Source organism: Frankia sp. Mgl5 (assembly GCF_023242985.1).
Classification (GTDB): Bacteria; Actinomycetota; Actinomycetes; order Frankiales; family Frankiaceae; genus Parafrankia; species Parafrankia soli.
Genome location: NZ_JALKFY010000060.1, coordinates 1 through 293, shown reverse-complemented (window position 1 = coordinate 293; position 293 = coordinate 1). Strand labels below are relative to the sequence as shown.

1 pseudogene is annotated in these 293 nt (G+C 56.0%); it reads left to right on the top strand.

Annotation, left to right across the window (positions count from 1 at the left end):
* Positions 1-99 (top strand): annotated as a pseudogene (locus tag MXD62_RS40160) (ABC transporter ATP-binding protein); the annotation flags it as partial.
* Between the last annotated feature and the right edge of the window lie 194 nt (positions 100-293).

Below are 293 nucleotides of genomic sequence, written 5' to 3'. Positions count from 1 at the left end.
AACGAGGACGTTCGGGAATTTTACCTCGGCATGAGTGACGGGAAGCGAAAAAGCTTCCGGCAGGTGAAGCATTACAAACGGAGAAAGCGGTGGTTGTAATCAACGGTAGCCGCATCATCGAGCTTGTTGGGCATGCGTACGGGTCGGCGCCGGGCTGGCGGGACTGGTTTGATCAAAACGAGTAAACCCGCAGGAGATCGTGACGGAGGAAGATTTGTGCCGTCTTCCCGTCCTGCGCAAGACAGAATTGCCGCGAATGCAGCGGTCAAATCCTCCGTTTGCGGGCCTCTATG